Consider the following 20,758-nt stretch of genomic DNA (forward strand, 5'->3'; position numbering starts at 1 on the left):
TCAACAGCTGGTGGTCAGAAAATGCACATCGAGGCGTATGCCGTCTTCTGGGAAACTTCAGTAGGGTTACGACCAATGAAAATACTACGGTTATTTTCTTTCTCGCTACGCATGAAGCGGTAGAGGTGGATGGCTACTCCATGAGCTTTCTGCACATCACGTCGGTGCAGCACAAGGTGCATTCTTTTTGGTGGTATGTGTGGGAAACGTTTCGCCAGAATTTGTCCAAGCACGTTAAGTGATTCACTGTTCTCGCGTAGCTGGTAAAGGTCTTCCACGATGAAAAAGATGTTATTCCCCCTGTCGAGTTCGTCAGGTACGGGGCACACTTTTAATCGGCACTCGATGACTTCACAACTCAAGTCACGATGAGGCAGAGACATGATGATGTTTTCTTTCTGCAAGACATTCGACATAAATCCCACCTCACGGTAAAAGCTGTATCAGTTTAACTCCCAAAACCCTTCGGCTGTGGGTTCTGCATTACGCACCGGCTCTCAGATTCCTTAAGGCTTTGATCCAGTATTATTCTTGAGAAATTTGAGTTCAGAACTACCCGGCTTCCCTTTTTGGGCCGTCTTGATAAATTCCCGCTCTTTGAAATACCACCGTTCAACAATTTGTGAAGATAGCGTATTGGATTCCAAGGCATAAGCCTGCAACTCCCTCCATGCAGCTATGTTATGCGGTTTGTATTTTGCCAGCTTAATATCCAGTTCTTCTTGCCAAGATCTGGCGCGTTTTGTAAAAACCTTTCGACCCAGCATTGGGAAAACCAAGAGCCCTGCTATATTGCCGACGAACTGTACAGACCAGTCAGAGGTTATGTAAAACCATATCCCGGCATTAACCGAAACCAGAACCAATAACCATGTTCCATACGCTCGCTGAAATGGAGGGAAGCAGTTATCTCGCCACATTCGAATACTTTTTCCAATGCTGTTCAGCAGGTTTTCGTTTGTTTTCATCAGTTATCTCTGTTCCTCTTCAGCATAGGCCGTTTGTATCAATTCAAACCTGTTCACCCTGACTACTTGAAGAACTATCTGATCGGTAATGCACCTAACCGGCGTAGTGCATCAGTAACCTCGTCTATGCCGAATAAAGACATTGGCGGGACTTTATCTCCAGAGATTGAGCAGGCTGTACACAATGCATTGTATGAGCTTACTCGTTCACGATGTAGAGACTGAAGGCTTACGATCAACAGATCTCGCTCTGGGCCCGTGGTAGCTCCTATAAGGTCAAATAAACTTTGTTTAACCACTTACGTAATCCTCCGTCAAAATCAGTCAAGAGTGCGCTCATTCTCCTCAGTTTCATTTTTTAATGAACGGAAAAGGTCGACAAATCAGGCGGTATTAAAGACACCATCGTCTTTTAGTCCCATCCGTGTGTATACATCATTAATATGCTTGTGAATATATTGAAGATCACTTGCCTGCTCATGCTGTCTGATACGGTCTTCATGGCGAGAATTGGATAACCGAATGCAACGTTCCCGTTGTTCAACAATGTACTCAGTACACTGGGTATGTTCAAACATGACCTCTCCCCATTGCCTGGCAGCGCGGAGATACAACCCTCTTTCTTCCAGGTCCCGGGCAAGTATCACCGATTTGGTCGCTGGTATCTGGTACATTTCTTCAGCGAGCAGGAACGCTGCTGCACATTTTCTTTGTCCCATATCTACCTCTACCCTTTGTATAGAGTCGACATCTGGGCAGAAGTGAATGAGATTAACTCTTCAACCTGCCATTCGCTGATACTCTCCTGGTGGATAACCGAGTCCAGAAGTGAGCAGAAGACCCGACCTTCACAGAAGGCATCGAATAAGGTTTGCCAGGCACCGGCGAATCGCCCGGCCAGTTTACTTCGCTGACGTTTACTGCGGCAGCGATGCAATTCTTGCTGAAACAAGGATTCGTTTTCCGCACTGCTTTTTTCATGCAGAGCATCCCATAACTGGTTGAACCGTGTTTCAGTACAATTTCTGGCCGTTACCATCGTCATAATATTTCCTTCAGAGGCGGTTAAGCCTGTATCAATGTTGCTATTTGATATCTATTTTCCACGTAATATTCAGGTGACGAAATCTCAGCTATAAATCGCTGATGGCTAATTAGTCTGACCCGCATTTCTCCCGGTTGTACGCCCCACCAGGTAGCACCCATTCTTTTGACATGTTAATGACGGGCAATGTATAGACCGGATTTACCGCTTGCAGCAGCGCTTCCTCATCCGTGATATTAATAGGAGAAATATTCTGGCTTAGATCCAGAACATTTATTCGTTTACGACTGATAGTGACCCCAAAGCGGTTTTCATAGTTGGCCATTGCGTGAATACGCTCGGGGAAATAATGTTTGATGGTTGCCCATATGCGAGCACTGTTGTATATACACGTTAAGCATGAACTGCGACCCCATCCAAGACGATACGGTACTGGGGCTGTAACACGATGTTTTGCTAAAATCTCCCAGACTTGTTCTTCAGACCATTCAAGTACTGGCCTCCAGGCATCAACTTGTCTTTTTTTGCAACTGCTGGTATGTGGCTCCAGTTGTAAGTAATTGAATCTATTAGAGCTTTCCGCTCTCCTTTCCCCCGTAATAAAAAGCACCTTTTTTCCGTCAAAGCGTCTCTGATTTGTGAGTGCTCGCCGACCAACATCAATTTTTAGTGCTGATGAGCACCAACGTGTTTTAAGGCTTGGTGATTGCTGAGGGAACCGAAGTCGCGTGGCGGGAGTGCTTCGCTGGATATCACGTTCCGCGATTATTAATCCATCTGGGGTTTCGATACATTGCGGGCGACTGTAGCCATTCTCTTTCAGCATCTCACCTTCCATTCCTCCCTGAAGCCAGGAGAACATCAACGGTATCTGAAATGTTGAAGCTATTTTGCGGTTGTAGTCGGCCATAAATGGCCAGTCCATTAAAGTACTTCCCTCGCGGCCATCAACATCGTGATGCCAGAGTTCCACCCTGGACAGATCGACCCCGATGTCAATTAAGTGGAGAAGGCAGGCTATGGAGTCTTTTCCGCCGCTAAGGCAAATGATTATCACGTCATAGCAAGATATGTCGATATCTGGAGCGTTCCTGTACGTTTGTCCTGATAGTGGCGTGGTGATGCCTGCTATGCTACTCAGTGCAGGAATAATAAAGTTATCGTCGATTAAATCACTCACTTGCCGCGCTCCTGCTCTGAAGTGAATTTGTCAGAATCGCAGCAAGTCTAGTCTCGCCTAATGATGAGGCCAGATCTGATAGCGCTAGTTTACCTGCTGCTTCCATACCAAGTGCCTTTACTCGACTGGTATCAAGAACTGCAATTCTTTGGCCTGTTGCCTTACAGACAAGCGCATATCGACATACGCTTAATGTGCGATGGATGATGAATGAGAACATTTGATTGTCGATTTGTGCGCTGAATTTGCAGATCACATTTACTTTATGCGTCAACCCATTCTGGATTATGATTGTTGCAACATCGTCTTTAGGCATATCTACCTCCGGCTTTTTACTAAGCCTAATACGACGCTAACAGCTGACGAAATTTGCTTACAGATATAACTTTCACTGCAAATATCGTGTTATGAGTGACTGATTACTGCTTTGGAGACAGAATGGATTTTTCTAAAACTACTGTAGTGAAACCCGGTTTAATTGGTGATAACAACGCGTATTGGGCGATGCACTTTTGCTCAATTATTGAAACCCTTTATGATAATAACCGGATGAAGGTACGTTTTAATTCCCCTCTCATGGGGAAACATACACCAACAATGAGAAACCTAGTTTCATTAGCTGGTGAAGGATATTTTTCTTTAATTAAAGATCAGTTCAGAAACTTCGGTCTACAAAATTTGCTCTGCCACTATCTGATGAGTTATGAAGGTAGAGAAGTCTTAAATACTATACTTATTAATTTGTCTGATTATCGCAATGTCGATATCCTCGCTAATATGAGCCAGTTTGGTGTATTCATTAGCTGCCGTGACTTTAGAAGTGGCACTAATTTTGCGGTAGAGCATAATCCTTATCTACTTGGCCATGAGAATGTCTTTTATAATTCAGTTTATAATAGCTTAAAGTTTGCAGATCTATGCATTCTTTTCCGTATGAGAACGAATCCTAACCAAGAATCAGCTACTTTGTTTGGCATTCTTGGAGAGGTCGAAGGAAACAATGGTCAGGACTTGAAGAGACCGGCCTTCTGGGGAAGGAAAGGTTTGTATTTGTCTTTTGGTATTGGAGTCAATCCTAAACCCAAGGGGGAAAAACGTTCTAATCAATTTCAGCTTAATGACTGTACTTGCCAGTGGGTAAACGCTGCTGATGGTTATAAATTTGTCGCTATTTTTGAGTCAGAACACCATCTTGTTACAGATTATCTCGATGCAATAGGTACTATTGAACACCTTAATAAATTTGGCCCCAACCATCCTTTTCTAACACATTATCCAGCTCGGCACATTCTAAACATTGTGAGAGATGGCTGGGATAAATCAGTTGATATATTGATTACTGAACTGCGACGTTATCTTGCGCCTAACGAATTAGCTTCGCTAGGAACAAATCCAGTAATACCCTTTATACCCTCATTCAAACATTAAAATAAATGGGGCTACGGCCCCATTTTTTACTCACGATATAAGATGTAATAACATTTTCTGACCTGCATACTGTTGTTCAGGTAACCACAAAGTGCTTCACGACCATCCTGACTACGACCTATCCATAGGCCAGCCAAGCGTTTATCTGGTTGCTCAGACAGTATGAAAATTTTGCTGTTAATAAGACCAATGAATGGGCGTTCTACTCCCTGGGGGACTACAAAATTCCCCAGCGGTTTGTAACTTTCCAGGTTCAATACGATCGCAGCTGTCTGGTCACTGGAATTGTCAGCATCGTCCTGTTGCTCGCTGGCAGCAGGTTGTTGGTAGTTTTGAGAAGGCTGCTGAGCATAGAAATCGTTCGGATCGATCGATTCTGCGCTGGTTATGAAGGGCAATAGTGCTAAAAGGCCAAAAACAGCTTTTTTCATATGTCCACCATAGGGTTATGCGTTTAAATATGATTAGGCTATCAGTACCAATGCTGTCAGGCTAAAAACAATGGGGACAAATTGAGGGCTTTTATGTTGTGTTTATTGCTATTTTTGTCCTGCAATAGCATCTATTTCACACAATACACAGTGACATTTAGCTGGTGGCTCAAGTCGTTCGAATTGCGTCAGATTATGCAGACGTAATCGAGGTATACGTCTGACAGCATGATGGCCACACGAAAGTTCAAGAAACCAGATTCGTCCGTTACGGCTCCCGTCCTGAACCTTTACGTTTACAACTTCTCTCCATATGCGAATCATGGCTAACCTTCTGCCGGGCTCGGTGGTTCATCGTTGTCCTGGGTAATTTTAACGTAATCACCCTGATTGATAACGATTACTTCATTAAGATGAGGGCTGTAACGTACCCTCTCTACTTCGTCGAGATAGTCCACATGTCTACGCGCCTTGTTATTCGAGAAGCCGAGCGCTTTCCCTATTGCGTGAACTGATGGCCCACGGCCACCATTTCTGTTCATGTATTTTTTGACATACGTGATGATTGCTTTCCTGTCACTGGTCATGTCCGGGAGTTCGGCAATGTCATCATGACCTTGTCCTTTCGCTACGCGCAGCGTCATAGACTTTCTTTCACCATCGATAATGATTCGTCCCTGGTCATGCAACTGCCGGATACGCCGGGAAACGAGCCCTTTTGAATACCCCAGAGAAGAACAGATCTGCTCGTAAGACGGTGCTGCACCCTGCTCTTTGATTTCTGTCACAATGAAATCAAAGAGCCTGTCCAGGTGGGCATTTGCTTTTGGGGCGTTCTGTGCTTTTCCAGAAACACTACCGGCGTTGTCTTCAGTCATATCCCTTCCGTCCAGTTGGTGGTTGTTAATTAATGCGGGCTATCGACGTTCTTCGTCGAACTGAGACTAAAAGGCACGACGTCCGCTTTTACATCAGTTAAGGAGTGATTACCGCAGAGTTGCCCTTTAACTTTAGTCAGGCCCACCAGCGCATCCTCAAGCAGTTCTGATTCCTGAGATGTCACATTACTACCCAGTTCCATACCGATTTTTTCGCCCGCGTCCTTGAGGATACTGATAGCACGATCGATAGATTCACTGTACATAATCGCCACCTTGTTCGTTTTGTTAACATAGCCAATTAGTGCGTGTTCAGCTATAGCTGAGTTGTTTTATCACCTGTTTATGCGGCCCTTTTTCTTGCCAGGCAGCGAGCTAAAACCCGTTCCCTGGCTTCATGCTGCTCATCGATACAAAGCTGAATTCCCAACCCCAGGATGTAACGCTCCTGAAGTTCTGCCGGATGGAGGAAATTGAGCGCGGTGAAACCAGCTGGCACGGAACCATATTTGGCCAGGCTGTCTTCGTAACGTCGCTGGGCTATTTCACAAATTAAGTTATATTGAGCAATAGCTGCCTCACGTCCAACTTGATTGAATATTTCAACCGCCAGGACTTCCGAACATGTCTGCATTTTTGCATCCGTTTTGTTTACCTGACATCAGTATCACCCCGATGTGCTGGCTAACGAAATTTACGGATAGATGAATGTAATGAGGGGAATAGAACGTAATGGAATGTTTATACTGAACCCAAATTATGGGGAGCTTGATAATCAAATGTGGAAGTCTGTTGAGAAGCAGACTTCCAGACTTGGTATTAACTGGTTTTCTGACTATTAAGCCAGCTGATTAGCTCATCTTGCGTGTCAAAAGACGCGACAAAGGTCTGCTCCTGATCAGGACGTTGTGCATCCCTTATCGCTCTGAATGGAGCTTCACCGCTATAGTAGAATATTGGCTCCGCACGGCGTTTGACCCATGCTGATTGCTCGCGCTCTGCGAGCTCGCAGGCTTCTTCGTAATTGTCCGCTACTCCCAGCACTGTCGAACGATCCCAAGCTCCTCCATTCAGGCATCGAACAGTGATTTTCCCGTCCGGGCAAGTAATGCCATATGGATGATCCCACCAGGCATCAAGCTGAGACTTTGAGCGCTTTTCATTAGGTGTATCGTCGAAGTTTTTAGGTAATACCGGATTAAGGGGTATGCAGTTTGGCACTTGGATTCTCCCTGTAGCCTGAATCTACAAATAGGCAGTAAGCAATGTTCGTCAGGTTAACATGTACCTCCTGTTAGGTAATTAAGTACTTCGTTCCATTTTCGATATTCGCGTTATCTGACTCATTTTCTCCGACTTCAGGAGATCTCCATGCTGCTACGTAAGCCATGTGAATCAGGCTTGTTTTTCGCCCCGCTTTGACCCCATTTCCATGATGTTCTCAAACCTCGCGCTGTTACAGTAGGACAACTGCTACTGACGAGGTGAATATGACCAGATACCTTGGATACTGCGCCCTTGCGCTCCTTACCGTCCTGCCGACCGCTTCGGTATATTCTGCTGTACAGAATGATACAATGGGCCTATACGCTCCCGATCCCAGCTACACACCTGACATCCAAAATTCAGCACCTGTAACGCCTTCTCCGGGGGATGACAGTCTGTACAGTGATGACGTACCCGATTCATCTACCGCTCCAGAAAGCACCATTACCCCCCTGAATAGCTTTGATGTTATGTCTTTTTCTATAGGGCCGGTAAGCCTGCGGATGACAGCTTCTGAAGCGATCACTGCTATCACTGACAAACTTGGCCAGTCTGCTGGTGAAGAAATTCAAAAGCGCTACAGTAACAACTCATTGAATAGTATTTTCTGGGGAGATGCTCACCAGGAGACGGTGGTCTATTTTATCCCCGATACGGCAGTTGACCCCATTGAGCCGGTGGCTTACAAAATCCGCTTTTCATTCAGCAACCCTGATCTCTTACTGAAGTCGGCGATCGAGAAATATGGAGAGCCTTCAGTCTCTGATGCCCAGAGAGGTCGTTATATCTGGTGCAAGGCACTGGCGGAGAAAACGAATAAGTGTGATGACAGTAAATCTGAGCTTACGCTGACAACGCGAGAAGTTGAAGACACTGGCATCCTGACTCTCAGCGACCCAACGGTCTCATTTGATGCCTCGCGGACTGCAACGGCCACCCCGGATAAAGACCAGGCTGCGACTGAAGATAACCAGGGGCCATTGCCACAGCTCTGAAGTCGTCCGTCGCTGTCCAGCATCCTTTTGCAGGATTACTAAACCGACTGAATTCGTCAGCCGGTTTTTTTATCTGAATTTTACATTAGCGTCTGAAAGTACGCTTTCCAAACGGGCTTATCTCTTTGACGTGAAAACCCGCATTAGTCAGCATCCTGGCCATGACAACTGATGCAGGAAGACAGGATGCCTCCACTTTATGGCCGGGAGTAGCATCCAGAATACTTTGCAACATGGAGCGCCCAAATCCTTTTTGTCTTTGACTCCTGGTAACACCAAACATCCTGATTTCCAGATGTGAAGCAAGTCCATTTGCACCATTTTTGCCCGTCAGTAGGGCAAAACCTATCGCTGCGCCATTATGTTGAGCATCAAAGACAAACAAGAAATCGGCGCAATTCTCTCCCCGTTCCCGCCTGGCAATGGCTTCTGAGATCTGACTTTCGAACTGAGACAGTCCGTCATCATCATCAAAGTTAAAATACCCATCCCGCATACCGTCGCGAATCACCGCTATGATAAAGGGAACATCCTGTTTGGTTCCAAAGCGCATTTCAGGGGCAGATAACACCGTCATCAGTTTGTCTCTCGTAACCGTTATTATTCCATCAATTTGATTACATGGAGGTAAAGAGGTCAATAGAAATGAACGGGGTATTTCGCTGATGACCATTTGATCGGTGTTAGTGGTTTCAGTAGCAGAGCCAGGAGGTATATAAGGCCAGCAAAAATGCCAGCCTTTTTCATTTAAACCGGTTTTCTTATGATTCTCTTGATCGGCATTCCTGCCTTATCAAAATATCGGGTTGGCCATATTTCTTGAGGTTCTTCACCAATTGCATTAGCGATGATGATCTCGCCTCTAGGCCAGTCACGTGTCAGTGCATTTGCCAGAGTGCTGCTTGAAAGACCGTTAGCCCTACTCAGTGAGGCAAGTGACAAACCTTTCTTATGTAGCGCAGCTATGATGTCTGCCTTATGCCAGTCCTGTTTTTCCATCTCCATTTCCTTTGGTGGTGAATCGGAACATGGTTTGCAGTACCAGCTAATGACGACTGGCGAGCCGTAAGGCTCCCACGCCCCGACCCACCATTGACAAAAAACAGGCGAGCGAGTGCGAACCGTTCAAGTACATGAACGGCGTGTCATTAGTCGGGGCTGCAAATCCCCACTCTTACGATTTAGTAAGGGCTACAACAGTTTACAGCATTTAAAGGGTGTATCAGAAGTGTTAATGCCGTAAGTTTGCGAGTCGGTTTGAAATTCAGATAATAACTATGCTTAATGGCCTGTTCAGGAAAGCACTTCGATGCTGTTCATATAGCCAAAGCCGAATATCCGCTTTCTGCCGATCCCGAAAGCGTATGCCTGTTCAAGTGCGCCGAAATCTTCAATCACGCATTCAGCATCGTACTGGCTCATCGGTACAATGATCTTGTGGGATGTACGGCCAACGCTCCCGGGCTTAATAATATGGAACTTGGTGCTTCGAACGATACGTAACCGTCCACAGATCACTCCGGCCCGTTCCAGGTGATAGTGGATATAATCCGGGAGTTCATGGGCAGGTGGACAAATCTCTCTTTTCCGGCCTCCAGCTTCCTCGCGTCGAATAGTGGCCAGCGAGCCGCAGATTCGAATTTTCTGGCCAGACACAAACATGATTTCCTTCATGACTTCGCCAGGGAGCCCGAGTGCAACAGCCGTTCTCAGAACAACCTGGGTGTCGGAGGCACTTTGTTTGCGAGAGTAGAAGGTGTATGGGAGTCGCGACCCAGAACGTTCCTGGACTACCTTATCCAGTTGCTGGTGGATCCCATACACGTCACCTGGGGCGATTCTGAACCTGAGCGCACATTCAAAGTATTTCACGCCACATTCCTTGCTGAACATAATGAATTTTCAATATTAGTTTCAGGGTATGGCATGGACGGCGAGTGACGAAATTATGAGGGGGGAATACGGCCAGTCCTTTGGCCGGTGTGGTCAGAGAATCATTTCGATACTTTCGCCGTGGAATATACCGATCACATCTGTCTTGAGGCGGTTACTCCTCGGCTTTACTTCATTGGCCACGAACTCTGGCAATGGCCGAATTTTCACGTGCTCATCCTGAATGATAATGAACGGCATAGATGAAGCGGCAGAAAGACGCAGTATCTGGTCGGGGTGTTCAGGATCAGCCATCGCGATGTTTGCAGCTGGATGCACTTTAACCGGACGGCGTAAGCGAAGCTTTTCTTCCGGTACACGCGCAATAGCCTTAATCAACGAGTTGAGTCTGACTGATTTATCTTCATCTTCCTCGATGTCCTTGCCCATCTTCTGGAGCAACTCGATTTTGTTAACCCTGCTAAAAAGCGTCTTTTGCCTCCAGCCGAAACTGACCAGATTGACGTTAGCATTATCAAACATACGCAGCTGCCGATAGAGATGCAGGGTCATGACACCAGGGCAGGCGCTATGCAGCGCGTTGAAGCGCATGTATTCCGGTCGGCGATCACCACCGTAGTTTTCGATGATGTGGCGTTGAATGCTCTCTTTATGCTGGTTGATGGATGTCACCAAACGGGTAACCAGCTGAGAGAATTCCGCATCTGTATTGTCGTACCATAATACGCCGGTAGTGCGCCGAGCGGACTTCTGCGAATAGCCATCCCTGATATGCAGGTCAGCGTATGCCGCGCAGGCAGCATGGACAGCATCGTGTCCCTGTTTCAGCTCAGGCATGATGTGTTCGATGGCCATATCTTCTTCGCCATCAGCAACGGCTGGCAGGACGCAGACACTCGCCTTGAGCGGAAGCCGGGAACCCAGCACTCCACGAAGTTGTGTGATCTCGCTCTCCAGCGTCTGGAAAGTTGTTGAGATATTCATTTCTATCCCCGAAAAAGGGCTCTAAACTCCCTCCGCTGCACGGAGGACTGTATGTACATACATACTCATAACAAGCGAAACCGAGTATATCAAGTTCGTTTTGTTTACAGACGAATTTTATCGATGACGAATGAAGTTTTCACTGCTGATTAGCCAATCCTGACGCGAGGGATTTCATTAATGTTAGTGAGATAGGATGGTGACAATAACTCCCGCCGCATCGTCCAGTCTTTGTCGATGCCCTGGCCCGCAAACCATAATTTCCCCCGACCTGACCGGTTAATTCTATCCATCACGCCCATCAACGCTTCACCATTGGCAAAGAGTCGGTTCTCACCAAACAAATCGAGCTGGCTGGTGGCGCTATCATAAAAGTCAGATAGCATCACTCCGGCTTTATGGTATCGGTATCCCTCCTGCCAGATATGCCGGAGCCCTGCGACCGCAGCCGCAATGATTTCCCGGGTATCGGCGGTGGGGTTTTCCAGCTTGACTGTCTGCTGGCCACTGTAAGGGGCCGTTTTCGAATAGTAACTTGTGCCAATAAAAACCGTTATGCAGCGACAGTATTGCTTCTCTTCGCGCAGCTTCTCGCCTGCACGTTCGGCATACTCACACACCGCCTGGTGCATTGCTTCGTAGTGCTCTATTTTCTGGCCGAATGAACGCGAGCTGATGATCTGCTGCTTAACCTTCCTCACCTCTTCCAGGGCTATGCAGGACTCGCCATTCAATTCGCGCTGCGTTCGCTCCAGTACGACTCCAAATGTGTTACGGATAAGCGATGTTGGCGCATTGGCCAGATCGAGAGCAGTCCTGATGCCCATGCTGTTCAGTCTGGTGGCATATCTCCGGCCCACCCCCCAGACATCGCTTACGTCAATATATGGCAATAATTTACGTTGTCTTTCTGGACTGCTGAGATCAACCACTCCGCCTGTTTTAGTCCATGTTTTTGCAGCTTTATTTGCTAGTTTTGCCAAAGTTTTAGTTGTCGATATGCCCACCCCCACGGGTATATGGGTGCTCTTTAATACGGTTTTCTTTATTTCTCTTCCATAGTCATCAAAATTATAATTTTTCTGCATTCCTTCAAACGAAAGGAAAACTTCATCAATACTGTAGACCTCAGTATTACTGGAGAATTTAAATAATGTCTCACACACCCTACGGGAGATCTCCGCGTACAAGGCATAGTTAGAACTGAAAACATGTACACCGTTAGCTTCAAAGAATGCTTTCTTCTGGAAGTACACGTCACCATTCTGGATACCTAATTTTTTAGCTTCCGCTGAACGTGCCACGACCATGCCATCATTGTTCGAAAGGCATACAATTGGCTTGTTCACCAGATCGGGCCGAAAGACTCTCTCGCAGGAGGCGTAAAATGAGTTGCAATCCACCAGGCAGAACATCACAAGGCCTTGTACACGATGAAGGTCACCACGCCAAAAATGGCCAGTTCTTCGCCTTCTTTCAGATAGATCGGTGACATCCGGCTATTCATTGGCAGTAGCGCGGGAGCCGGGCTTAGCTGCAACCGCTTAATGGTGAAATCACCATCAACGGTCGCAATCACAATATCCCCCTCTTTCGCCTCAAGTGAGCTATCCACGATGACCAGATCGCCTTCGTGAATACGTGCCTCTACCATCGATGAACCTGTTACTCGTAAGAAGTAGGTTGCAGATGGATGTTTGATGAGGTGAGTATTTAGATCAATAAATTCATCAACATAATCGGAAGCGACTGAAGGGAAACCTGCGCTGACAGGCTCAACGAACAACGGGAATTGGCCTGGTGATTGTTGTGTCACTGGGATAAGTTTCATAATGCTCTGCTCTTCGTGGTGCTGTATATCCATACAGTATTATAGACAGGAGCCAGGAATTTTCGCACCTCCTTTTCCGAAAGTTATTTTCCGCTATCACTCTTCAGGTTTTTCTTATCACTTGTCCAGAAGTGGGTAACTGCACATAACAAATTGCAACCATATGATTCCTCAGTTCATTTTCAGAATTTACTCGTGCTTACTTCGTATACAATTCGGAATTTATCCGTACATTTTATAAGGAGTAATAACGATGAAGCAGTTTACAAATGAAGCAACTCAACAAATGCTGGCCGACTTTGACAAATCCCCTTTCTCTGACGCTGATCTGGCCGCAATGGATGTGGATGCTCGACAAATTATTGAGCAGAACGCTGAAAGGGATCGCCAACACCCGGTAACAGCAATCTGGCGTGTTGCGGTCGAGGGAAGCCTGACTGCGCGAGGTGGTGTCGTAACCGCTGTTGATAGCGCCAGGGTTATGGATCTAGGCAACGGTCAAATGGTCAAAATCGCAGTGGAGGGTGATGCAGTCACTTATACCGATGGTTCATCTGCACGGATTGTTTCAAGCGCTGGCCAGAAAGCTACACACTTCGAGAAAGGGCTCGCGCTGGTGGGCAGCGTACTGGATAACGGGGATGAAATTGTCTCGACCCCGCAGGACAGATTAGTGCTGTTATCGCGCAAAGGTATGGCTGAAGCCCCCGACTTTCTGGCAATACCCGGAGGCGTGACTCATGGGGTATCGAACTAACAATTATGGCCGGGGCCAGGCGCTCCACGGAGATAAAACCACCACAGGCGCGACCGTCCTTACTTGGGGTCAGTTTGGATATCGAAAATTATTGTACTATAAGGACTTCCCCGGCATGTCAAAGCCGGTATTTATGGTTTCTGTCTGCTCTTCAGTAAAAATAAAGGGGAGAGACTGCGGTACTATAAACGGCCATGATGAATCGTCATCGATTCGGGCCCTGATGAAAGACGCGCGTGAGGTTCTTGTTCGTTAAGCGGATACGTATATCCTGTACAATAGCCAGATAGGCCTCACGGGGTCTAACCCTTTATCATCAACGAATTGCAGGTCAGATGGTTATACAGCTTCGAGCTTTAGTTGACTGAGTACAGCCGGAAATCATCACCGTAATGTAGTGATGCCCAACACAGCCGCGCATTTTTGGCGGCGATGGCCACAACAGCCCGCCAGTACCCTCTGCGCTCAACCAACATACAAACCCAACGGCTGAATGAGTCAGTCCTTTTCCCGGCGCCAATAAGCACTGAACGAGCCCCCTGAACCAGAAGCGTTCGCAGATACGAATCACCGGCTTTTGTGATCCTGCCGAGTTTCGACTTTCCCCGCTGCTGTATTGTGATGGCGTCAGCCCCAGCCGAGCTGCCAGTTGACGTCCATTTTTAAAATCATGTGCATTACCGATACTGGCGACCAGTGCACAGGCCGTTGTGGGACCAACGCCCTTTAGCTCCATCAGCCGCTGACTGCGATGATCTGTTTTGGCTATGTGGGACAAAATTCGGTCATATTCAGTGATGTTAGCTTCAATGCGATCAACGTGTTCCATCAAATCATCAACACATTGCTGAACCTGAAGCGGTAAAGAGCTCTTCTGCACAGAAACCATGTGGCGCAGGGCATCAGCACTTTGTGGCGCGATGACACCGAATTCAGATATCAATCCTCGCAGACGATTATACGTTGCTGTTTTCTCTTCGATAAAACCCTGACGGGTACGATGTAAACACTGCATGGCCTGCTGGCTTTCGTCTTTCACTGGTACGAACCGCATATGCGGACGACGAACAGCTTCACAGATAGCCTGAGCATCAGCTGCATCATTTTTTCCTGATTTTCCGGCCATACGATAAGGCGATACAAACTTAGCAGCCATCAGACGTGGCTCATGACCATACTGCCGAAACAATCTTGCCCAGTAGTGAGCCCCGGAGCATGCTTCCATCCCGATAACACAGGGAGGCAAACTTGCAATTAACTCAGGAAGTGCAGCACGCGATACTTTAGGCTTAACCAGAACAGTTCTACCATTTTGATCAACACCGTGAACAGCAAACACATTTTTAGCAAGATCGATACCGACAGTCGTGATAGTCATAACGAATTCCTCCGGGACGATGTGTACCCCATGATTGCACAAGAGTTAATCAGGCGCATAATCAGGGGAAGTCCCTTCCATTCGTTAAGGTTGTTTTTTGACCTTTCTACTTTAGCTGGCCTCAGCCGACGAAACTTACCGGAAGCGGGTATCCGGTTGCTTTTCCAGATATAATCTCCTGTCAGATTGATGTGCTCCCAGCCTAAGGGCGACAAATGCGACAGCAGTTGCTCGTTGATCTTCACCCCTTTACGCTTCAGCGCATCGACCGCTCTTTCCATATAGACGGTATTCCACAGCGAGATAGCTGCCGTCAGCAGCGTCAGTCCACTGGCGCGATAGCTCTGATTTTCCGGTTTTCGGTCCCTGATTTCACCCAGCCGGTGCAGGAATACCGCACGCGCCAGCGCGTTACGGGCTTCTCCTTTATTCAGTCCCGCCTGTACACGCCGACGCAGTGCCGGATCGCGGAACCAGTCGAGCATAAACAGCGTTCGTTCAATACGGCCAATTTCTCTCAATGCTTTGGCAAGTCCGTTTTGCTTGGGGTAGCTGGCAAGCTTTTTCAGCATCAGGGATGCCGTCACGGTTCCCTGCTTTATCGAGGTTGCCAGACGCAGCACTTCACGCCAGTGAATTTCGATCTCTTTCAGATTCAGGCTGGTCGTTGATATCAGTGACTGAAGCGCCGGGTATTGGTCTGCTTTCCCTTTGATAAACAGTTTCTTGTCGTGGAGATCCCTGATTCGTGGACAGAACGCAAATCCCAGCAGATGCATCAGGGCAAAGACATGATCGGTGAAACCCGCAGTATCGGTGTAATGCTCCCTGATTTCCAGGTCGCTTTCGTGGTACAGCAAGCCATCGAGAACATGGGTTGAATCCCTGACCCGGCTGATTATGCAGGTGTAAAACGGGCTGTATTGATCCGATATATGGGTATAAAACTGACGTCCAGGCTCCTGCCCATATTTCGGGTTAACCTGCCCTGCGTAGCGGCCTGAGCTGCCTGTTCTGAAATTTTGTCCGTCTGATGATGACGCTGTCCCGTCTCCCCAGAATGCCGCCAGAGACCTTTTTCCCTGCGCATTTACCAGCTCTGCAAGAGCGGCTGAATAAGTTTCATCACGGATGTACCATGCCTGAATATCTTCGAGTGATGATTTGGTGCTCCCGGGGCAGGCTTCTGCCATTTTGGTCAGGCCAAGGTTGATGCCATCCGCAAGAATGGTGGTGAGGAGCAGTCGGGTATCGGGACGGGTAATGTCATTTTTTATATGCGAAAAATGTCGGGTAAACGTCGTCCAGCTGTTTACCTCATCGAGAATTTCCGTGATTTTAGGTCGCGGTAGCATGCTGTAAACCAGCTCTGCCAGCGGTGAAACCTGCGCCGGAACGCAGTTATCCAGCGGAGAGACTTTTACGCCCCTGTCAGATATTTCCACATCAGGCAGTTCACCAAGGGCAGCCATGGCATTGACCTCTTCAAGTCTGGACTGAAGCAGGGTCATACGGCTGGTAATGTACTCATGATAATCAGCAGATACGGGCAGTGGCAGGGCCGGCGTGAGTTTGTCAAAGTCCTTTTCGGGGATGAGGTAATCATCAAAATTTTTGTAGCGGCGCGAGCCTTTAACCCAGATATCCCCGGAGCGCAACGCCCCCTTAAGCTCGCTGAGCGCACAAAATTCATAGTACTGCCGGTCAATACCCGCAGGTGTAATCACCACCTTGCGCCAGCTTTCAGGGACAAACTCAAGCGGCGCTGCCGCCGGAACTTTACGTAACTGCTTCCGGTACATCTCCTTGATCACAACCAGTGCATCAGCCAGAGGTTGCGCGGCCGGGGTTGCGACTAACTGTAAAGCGGACAACATGCGCGGGGCATATTTCCGTAATGTGCTGTATTTCTCGGTAATAATATGCAGCGGGTCAAAATTATTTTTTCTGGCGAGATGGCGTGTTTCCTCCAGACTGGCGACAAATTCATGCCATGGGAGTATGTTTTCTATTGCGAGCCATGGATCTCCACCGGAATCACGGGCATCAGACAGCGCCTGACCGACATCGATATACTGCCTCAGTTTTGACTGGATCAGCTTTCCGGTCTGCTGAAGGCGCTCAGCCTGTGTTCTTTTGGCTTTGCTGAAAAGGCTGTTCAGCATTCGCTCATGCAGCTCAATTACTTCGTCTGTCAGTGTGGCTCTGGCTTCTTCCAGCACGCACACCAGGATCGCATGACGCCGGGCTGCTGAAAATCGGGTCAAATCCCGGCTACTCATCTTTCGGCCTTCCCGCGCAAGTTTCAGCAACCTGTTCTGGTGAATGGTACGATCTATACCTTCAGGTAATGCCAGCGATTCAATGCTACTGAGCCGATCAAGATGTTGCAGCACGTTCTTACCATTGATTTTACCCGGCGGTTGCAGAAGCCATGTCAGCCTGGAAGGCTGATTATCTGATGACTCCAGTAAACGATCCAGGGCATCCCTGTGGGCCGGAGTTAACGGGGCATTCAGGGTCTGAAATACGATTTTATCGCCGCCAGCCATGGCCTCCGCACAGGTACGCTCCACGACGTCAATCGCGGGGATGATCACGTTGTTCTGCCGGAGCCAGACCAGTAACTCTTCGGCCAGGAGAATACCTTTATCGGTGCGCGTCGCCATCGAAAGCAGGTGTGTAATACAGTCTTGCTGTATTTTGCCGGTGAACGCCTTTACGCCAAGATAGCGGTACAGTTCGGTTAAATGCTCACGCCGGGTCGTATCCCTGCCGGAAAGGTAAGCGGGCCAGAGATCCCCGGTAAGCTTTAGCCTGCTGGCGATATGCTTCAGCAGCGCATCAGAGGGTGGGATTTTTGGCACTGTTGCAAAGTTAGCGATGAGGCAGCCTTTTGTCTTATTCAAAGGCCTTACATTTCAAAAACTCTGCTTACCAGGCGCATTTCGCCCAGGGGATCACCATAATAAAATGCTGAGGCCTGGCCTTTGCGTAGTGCACGCATCACCTCAATACCTTTGATGGTGGCGTAAGCCGTCTTCATGGATTTAAATCCCAGCGTGGCGCCGATTATCCGTTTCAGTTTGCCATGATCGCATTCAATCACGTTGTTCCGGTACTTAATCTGTCGGTGTTCAACGTCAGACGGGCACCGGCCTTCGCGTTTGAGCAGAGCAAGCGCGCGACCATAGGCGGGCGCTTTATCCGTGTTGATGAATCGCGGGATCTGCCACTTCTTCACGTTGTTGAGGATTTTACCCAGAAACCGGTATGCAGCTTTGCTGTTACGACGGGAGGAGAGATAAAAATCGACAGTGCGGCCCCGGCTGTCGACGGCCCGGTACAGATACGCCCAGCGGCCATTGACCTTCACGTAGGTTTCATCCATGTGCCACGGGCAAAGATCGGAAGGGTTACGCCAGTACCAGCGCAGCCGTTTTTCCATTTCAGGCGCATAACGCTGAACCCAGCGGTAAATCGTGGAGTGATCGACATTCACTCCGCGTTCAGCCAGCATCTCCTGCAGCTCACGGTAACTGATGCCGTATTTGCAGTACCAGCGTACGGCCCACAGAATGATGTCACGCTGAAAATGCCGGCCTTTGAATGGGTTCATGTGCAGCTCCATCAGCAAAAGGGGATGATAAGTTTATCACCACCGACTATTTGCAACAGTGCCCGATGACAGCGGTCATATTCTGCCATGGCAGAATCTGCTCCATGCGGGAGAGGAAAATCTCTTTTCGGGTCTGACGGCGCTTAGTGCTGAATTCACTATCGGCGAAGGTGAGTTGATGGCTCATGATGTCCCTCTGGGATGCGCTCCGGATGAATATGATGATCTCATATCAGGAACTTGTTCGCACCTTCCTTAGCCGTCTGTTTCGCCAGGAAACGGGAAAGTCACCGGCTAAAGCCATTGAAGGGCTTCGGCTGGAGGCTGCCAGGCTGATGATTGAACAAAGCCACCTGTCTCTGGATTCTATCGCCCGTGAATCAGGCTTTCGTGACGGACGCCATATGCGGGAAGTGTTTATCCGTGGTTACGGCATTCCGCCGCAGTCGTTACGCAGTGGGCGATAAACCCTGATACCCGCATTTTCACCCGAAAAGTGAAGGTATTAGCACAAAAAAAGGATTTTCAACCGCCGCCACGGGTGTATGCTTATGCCATCGCTTAACTCATCAAAAGGAATATGAAAATGCATGACGCTGTGACTATTGTGGCCACCATTACCGCGCATTCAGGCTCGCGTGAGAAAGTCCTTCAGGCGCTGAAGACGGTAGAGCGTGACGTCCAGGGCGAACCGGGCTGCGAGCTGTATCAACTGCATCTGAACCGCGAGAACGATCACCAGTTCGTGATGATTGAGCGCTGGCAGTCCGCGAAGATGCTGGAGCAACACGCTCAGGCTGCCCCTTTCGGCGCGCTGGTTCGCGCAATTGAAGGTATTGCGGATCTACAGGTCACAACCTTGACCACCTCCGTCTGACGAACGACCGGCTCGCTGGTTATCCGGCGAGTCGACGACCTGCCCGTGGCAATTGCCGATGGCTGAGAGCACAAAGGTGCGACGGTCGATAAACGAAAGCTCAGGGAAGGTGCGAACAAGTTCCTGATATGAGATCATCATATTCATCCGGAGCGCATCCCAGAGGGACATCATGAGCCATCAACTCACCTTCGCCGATAGTGAATTCAGCACTAAGCGCCGTCAGACCCGAAAAGAGATTTTCCTCTCCCGCATGGAGCAGATTCTGCCATGGCAGAATATGACCGCTGTCATCGAGCCGTTTTATCCCAAGGCGGGCAATGGCCGACGGCCCTATCCGCTGGAGACCATGCTGCGTATTCACTGCATGCAGCATTGGTACAACCTGAGCGACGGTGCCATGGAAGATGCCCTGTACGAAATCGCCTCCATGCGCCTGTTTGCCCGATTATCCCTGGATAGCGCCCTGCCGGATCGCACCACCATCATGAATTTCCGCCACCTGCTCGAGCAGCATCAACTGGCCCGTCAATTGTTCAAGACCATCAATCGCTGGCTGGCCGAAGCAGGCGTCATGATGACCCAAGGCACTTTGGTGGATGCCATCATCATTGAGGCACCCAGCTCTACCAAGAACAAAGAGCAGCAACGCGATCCGGAGATGCATCAGACCAAGAAAGGCAATCAGTGGCACTTTGGCATGAAGGCCCACATTGGTGTCGATGCCAAGAGTGGCCTGACCCACAGCCTGGTCACCACCGCGGCCAACGAGCATGACCTCAATCAGCTGGGTAATCTGCTTCATGGAGAGGAGCAATTTGTCTCAGCCGATGCCGGCTACCAAGGAGCGCCACAGCGCGAGGAGCTGGCCGAGGTGGATGTGGACTGGCTGATCGCCGGGCGTCCCGGCAGGGTAAAAACCTTGAAGCAGCATCCGCGCAAGAACAAAACGGCCATCAACATCGAATACATGAAAGCCAGCATCCGTGCCAGGGTGGAGCACCCGTTTCGCATCATCAAGCGGCAGTTCGGCTTCGTGAAAGCCAGATACAAGGGGCTGCTGAAAAACGATAACCAACTGGCGATGTTATTCACCCTGGCCAACCTGTTTCGGGTGGACCAAATGATACGTCAGTGGGAGAGATCTCAGTAAAAACCGGAAATAACGCCAGAAATGGTGGAAAAAATAGCCTAAATAGGCTGATTCGATGTGTTTGCGGGAAAAAAA

The 20,758-nt window shown here is 48.5% G+C and carries 24 protein-coding genes and 4 pseudogenes; 6 read left to right on the forward strand and 22 right to left on the reverse strand.

Going from position 1 to position 20,758, the window contains the following annotated elements; genetic code table 11:
* Nucleotides 1-14: 14 nt before the first annotated feature.
* The 6 genes from HVZ39_RS25405 to HVZ39_RS25430 all read right to left on the reverse strand — a co-directional run bounded on the left by HVZ39_RS25405 (nucleotide 15) and on the right by HVZ39_RS25430 (nucleotide 3,509).
* Entirely contained in the window at nucleotides 15-416 is a 402-nt protein-coding gene (locus tag HVZ39_RS25405; protein ID WP_181633733.1) for a hypothetical protein, read from the reverse strand.
* A gap of 90 nt (nucleotides 417-506) precedes the next feature.
* Nucleotides 507-968, reverse strand: coding sequence for a hypothetical protein (locus tag HVZ39_RS25410; protein WP_009653863.1), 462 nt, complete (start codon nucleotides 966-968; stop codon nucleotides 507-509).
* 383 nt (nucleotides 969-1,351) lie between these two features.
* Complete coding sequence (locus HVZ39_RS25415; RefSeq protein ID WP_008786801.1) at nucleotides 1,352-1,687, reverse strand: PerC family transcriptional regulator; 336 nt, start codon at nucleotides 1,685-1,687, stop codon at nucleotides 1,352-1,354.
* Nucleotides 1,688-1,695: 8 nt separating this feature from the next.
* Entirely contained in the window at nucleotides 1,696-2,013 is a 318-nt protein-coding gene (locus HVZ39_RS25420; protein WP_020996134.1) for a hypothetical protein, read from the reverse strand.
* Between the two features lie 109 nt (nucleotides 2,014-2,122).
* Entirely contained in the window at nucleotides 2,123-3,193 is a 1,071-nt protein-coding gene (locus HVZ39_RS25425; protein WP_007372151.1) for a phosphoadenosine phosphosulfate reductase family protein, read from the reverse strand.
* Nucleotides 3,186-3,509, reverse strand: coding sequence for a hypothetical protein (locus tag HVZ39_RS25430; protein WP_020996132.1), 324 nt, complete (start codon nucleotides 3,507-3,509; stop codon nucleotides 3,186-3,188). Before HVZ39_RS25430 ends, HVZ39_RS25425 begins: the two co-directional genes overlap by 8 nt.
* Before the next feature lie 122 nt (nucleotides 3,510-3,631).
* Between HVZ39_RS25430 and HVZ39_RS25435 the strand changes: the two genes are divergently transcribed.
* On the forward strand, nucleotides 3,632-4,621 hold the full coding sequence (locus HVZ39_RS25435) for a hypothetical protein (RefSeq protein ID WP_007372150.1): 990 nt from the start codon (nucleotides 3,632-3,634) through the stop codon (nucleotides 4,619-4,621).
* Between the two features lie 26 nt (nucleotides 4,622-4,647).
* Here HVZ39_RS25435 and HVZ39_RS25440 read toward each other — a convergent pair whose 3' ends face one another.
* From HVZ39_RS25440 to HVZ39_RS25460, 5 genes are all read right to left on the reverse strand, one after another.
* Complete coding sequence (locus HVZ39_RS25440) at nucleotides 4,648-5,052, reverse strand: hypothetical protein (protein ID WP_008786799.1); 405 nt, start codon at nucleotides 5,050-5,052, stop codon at nucleotides 4,648-4,650.
* A 326-nt stretch (nucleotides 5,053-5,378) separates the two neighbouring features.
* Nucleotides 5,379-5,930 (reverse strand): hypothetical protein, encoded by a 552-nt coding sequence (locus HVZ39_RS25445; RefSeq protein ID WP_007372149.1) that lies wholly within the window; start codon nucleotides 5,928-5,930, stop codon nucleotides 5,379-5,381.
* A gap of 29 nt (nucleotides 5,931-5,959) precedes the next feature.
* Nucleotides 5,960-6,196: a hypothetical protein gene (locus tag HVZ39_RS25450; RefSeq protein ID WP_007372148.1), complete on the reverse strand. Its 237-nt coding sequence runs from the start codon at nucleotides 6,194-6,196 to the stop codon at nucleotides 5,960-5,962.
* 77 nt (nucleotides 6,197-6,273) lie between these two features.
* Nucleotides 6,274-6,564, reverse strand: coding sequence for a hypothetical protein (locus tag HVZ39_RS25455; protein WP_007372147.1), 291 nt, complete (start codon nucleotides 6,562-6,564; stop codon nucleotides 6,274-6,276).
* Between the two features lie 185 nt (nucleotides 6,565-6,749).
* Complete coding sequence (locus tag HVZ39_RS25460) at nucleotides 6,750-7,151, reverse strand: hypothetical protein (RefSeq protein ID WP_008786797.1); 402 nt, start codon at nucleotides 7,149-7,151, stop codon at nucleotides 6,750-6,752.
* Between the two features lie 356 nt (nucleotides 7,152-7,507).
* Here HVZ39_RS25460 and HVZ39_RS26770 point away from each other — a divergent pair, with 356 nt between their 5' ends.
* On the forward strand, nucleotides 7,508-8,191 hold the full coding sequence (locus HVZ39_RS26770; RefSeq protein ID WP_008786796.1) for a hypothetical protein: 684 nt from the start codon (nucleotides 7,508-7,510) through the stop codon (nucleotides 8,189-8,191).
* Nucleotides 8,192-8,276: 85 nt separating this feature from the next.
* Here the strand turns inward: HVZ39_RS26770 and HVZ39_RS25470 are convergent, their stop codons facing one another.
* The 6 genes from HVZ39_RS25470 to umuD all read right to left on the reverse strand — a co-directional run bounded on the left by HVZ39_RS25470 (nucleotide 8,277) and on the right by umuD (nucleotide 12,899).
* Nucleotides 8,277-8,768, reverse strand: a complete 492-nt coding sequence (locus HVZ39_RS25470; RefSeq protein WP_000217395.1) for a GNAT family protein — start codon at nucleotides 8,766-8,768, stop codon at nucleotides 8,277-8,279.
* A gap of 170 nt (nucleotides 8,769-8,938) precedes the next feature.
* On the reverse strand, nucleotides 8,939-9,196 hold the full coding sequence (locus tag HVZ39_RS25475; protein WP_001333498.1) for a helix-turn-helix transcriptional regulator: 258 nt from the start codon (nucleotides 9,194-9,196) through the stop codon (nucleotides 8,939-8,941).
* A gap of 288 nt (nucleotides 9,197-9,484) precedes the next feature.
* Nucleotides 9,485-9,865 (reverse strand): type I-E CRISPR-associated protein Cas6/Cse3/CasE, encoded by a 381-nt coding sequence (locus HVZ39_RS25480; protein ID WP_181633737.1) that lies wholly within the window; start codon nucleotides 9,863-9,865, stop codon nucleotides 9,485-9,487.
* Nucleotides 9,866-10,177: 312 nt separating this feature from the next.
* Nucleotides 10,178-11,068, reverse strand: coding sequence for a DNA replication terminus site-binding protein (locus tag HVZ39_RS25485; RefSeq protein ID WP_007372144.1), 891 nt, complete (start codon nucleotides 11,066-11,068; stop codon nucleotides 10,178-10,180).
* A gap of 149 nt (nucleotides 11,069-11,217) precedes the next feature.
* Complete coding sequence (gene umuC / locus HVZ39_RS25490) at nucleotides 11,218-12,483, reverse strand: translesion error-prone DNA polymerase V subunit UmuC (protein WP_009652912.1); 1,266 nt, start codon at nucleotides 12,481-12,483, stop codon at nucleotides 11,218-11,220.
* Nucleotides 12,483-12,899: a translesion error-prone DNA polymerase V autoproteolytic subunit gene (gene umuD / locus HVZ39_RS25495; RefSeq protein ID WP_008786793.1), complete on the reverse strand. Its 417-nt coding sequence runs from the start codon at nucleotides 12,897-12,899 to the stop codon at nucleotides 12,483-12,485. Before umuD ends, umuC begins: the two co-directional genes overlap by 1 nt.
* Before the next feature lie 253 nt (nucleotides 12,900-13,152).
* On the opposite strand from umuD, the gene HVZ39_RS25500 reads away from it, so the two are divergent.
* Nucleotides 13,153-13,656: a hypothetical protein gene (locus tag HVZ39_RS25500; RefSeq protein WP_007372141.1), complete on the forward strand. Its 504-nt coding sequence runs from the start codon at nucleotides 13,153-13,155 to the stop codon at nucleotides 13,654-13,656.
* A 356-nt stretch (nucleotides 13,657-14,012) separates the two neighbouring features.
* Here HVZ39_RS25500 and HVZ39_RS25505 read toward each other — a convergent pair.
* From HVZ39_RS25505 to HVZ39_RS25520, 4 genes and pseudogenes are all read right to left on the reverse strand, one after another.
* A pseudogene (locus tag HVZ39_RS25505) lies at nucleotides 14,013-15,034 on the reverse strand (IS110 family transposase).
* A pseudogene (locus tag HVZ39_RS25510) lies at nucleotides 15,031-17,895 on the reverse strand (Tn3 family transposase); the annotation flags it as partial. The pseudogenes HVZ39_RS25505 and HVZ39_RS25510, both read right to left, overlap by 4 nt.
* 53 nt (nucleotides 17,896-17,948) lie before the next feature.
* Nucleotides 17,949-18,653, reverse strand: a complete 705-nt coding sequence (locus HVZ39_RS25515) for an IS6-like element IS26 family transposase (protein WP_001067855.1) — start codon at nucleotides 18,651-18,653, stop codon at nucleotides 17,949-17,951.
* Between the two features lie 64 nt (nucleotides 18,654-18,717).
* Nucleotides 18,718-18,840 (reverse strand): annotated as a pseudogene (locus tag HVZ39_RS25520) (IS5/IS1182 family transposase); the annotation flags it as partial.
* Nucleotides 18,841-18,907: 67 nt separating this feature from the next.
* Between HVZ39_RS25520 and HVZ39_RS25525 the strand changes: the two are divergent.
* Nucleotides 18,908-19,120 (forward strand): annotated as a pseudogene (locus HVZ39_RS25525) (helix-turn-helix domain-containing protein); the annotation flags it as partial.
* Between the two features lie 119 nt (nucleotides 19,121-19,239).
* Nucleotides 19,240-19,530 carry an antibiotic biosynthesis monooxygenase family protein gene (locus tag HVZ39_RS25530; RefSeq protein ID WP_016241603.1) on the forward strand — a complete coding sequence of 97 codons (291 nt, stop codon included), beginning with the start codon at nucleotides 19,240-19,242 and terminating at the stop codon, nucleotides 19,528-19,530.
* Here HVZ39_RS25530 and HVZ39_RS26505 read toward each other — a convergent pair.
* Entirely contained in the window at nucleotides 19,498-19,671 is a 174-nt protein-coding gene (locus HVZ39_RS26505; RefSeq protein WP_166488550.1) for a hypothetical protein, read from the reverse strand. The two genes, HVZ39_RS25530 and HVZ39_RS26505, sit on opposite strands and share 33 nt — an antisense overlap.
* A 31-nt stretch (nucleotides 19,672-19,702) precedes the next feature.
* On the opposite strand from HVZ39_RS26505, the gene HVZ39_RS25535 reads away from it, so the two are divergent.
* A complete protein-coding gene (locus HVZ39_RS25535) occupies nucleotides 19,703-20,683 on the forward strand; it encodes an IS5-like element ISKpn26 family transposase (RefSeq protein ID WP_181633734.1) in 981 nt (326 codons plus the stop codon).
* Nucleotides 20,684-20,758 lie beyond the last annotated feature (75 nt).

The sequence above is a fragment of the Citrobacter sp. RHB35-C21 genome (genome assembly GCF_013816515.1).
Classification (GTDB): Bacteria; Pseudomonadota; Gammaproteobacteria; order Enterobacterales; family Enterobacteriaceae; genus Citrobacter; species Citrobacter braakii.